Genomic DNA, 856 nt, shown 5'->3' on the forward strand with positions numbered 1-856 from the left:
CAACGGCGCGGTGATCAATATCGCCGCTGGTGCCACCACTGGCACCGTGACTGTTGATGCACCGAAAGATGACGTTTACAAAGACGCCGGTAAGGTTGAAGTCAGCATCGACACGGCAGTTGGCGGTAACTTTGAGAATCTGGTGCCTAACACTGCACCCGTCGTCACCGACGTCACCGATACCCTCGACACCAGCACCGTTTCGCTTACCGCAACTTCGACGGTTGGCGAAGGCGGCACCGTGGTTTACACCGCTTCGGTGAATGCTCCGGTCACCGGCGCTCCGCTGGTCGTCACCCTGTCGAATGGTCAAAGCATCACCATCCCAGTTGGTTCGAGTTCCGGGTCGGTGAATTTCACCGCACCTAACGATGCATTGGCGGGCGGTAGCAACCTCAGCGTCAAGATCGACGACGCCAAAGGCGGCAACTACGAAAACCTGGAAATTGACGGTAAGCCTGCGGACACCGCAGTCACCGATTCGACTGATGCCACGGGCTTGACCCTTTCCGCGACCGACACCGTTGCCGAAGGCGGCTCGATTGTTTACACCGCGACCCTGACCAACGCCGCCGGTTCGCCAGTGACCATCACCCTGAGCAACGGCGCGGTGATCAACATCGCTGCCGGCGCTACCACTGGGACCGTAACTGTCGACGCACCGAAAGATGACGTCTACAAAGACGCCGGCAAGGTTGAAGTCAGCATCGACACGGCAGTTGGCGGTAACTTTGAGAACCTGGTGCCTAACACTGCACCAGTCGTCACCGACGTGACCGATACCCTCGACACCAGCACCGTTTCGCTTACCGCAACTTCGACGGTTGGCGAAGGCGGCACTGTGGTTTACACCGCT

At 58.9% G+C, this 856-nt stretch carries 1 protein-coding gene; it reads left to right on the forward strand.

The window, feature by feature from the left end:
* Nucleotides 1–856 (forward strand): immunoglobulin-like domain-containing protein (locus tag ACE04F_RS27525; RefSeq protein WP_486110702.1); only part of this gene is annotated, 856 nt, incomplete at both ends.

It is taken from the genome of Pseudomonas sp. AGC41, from assembly GCF_057334555.1.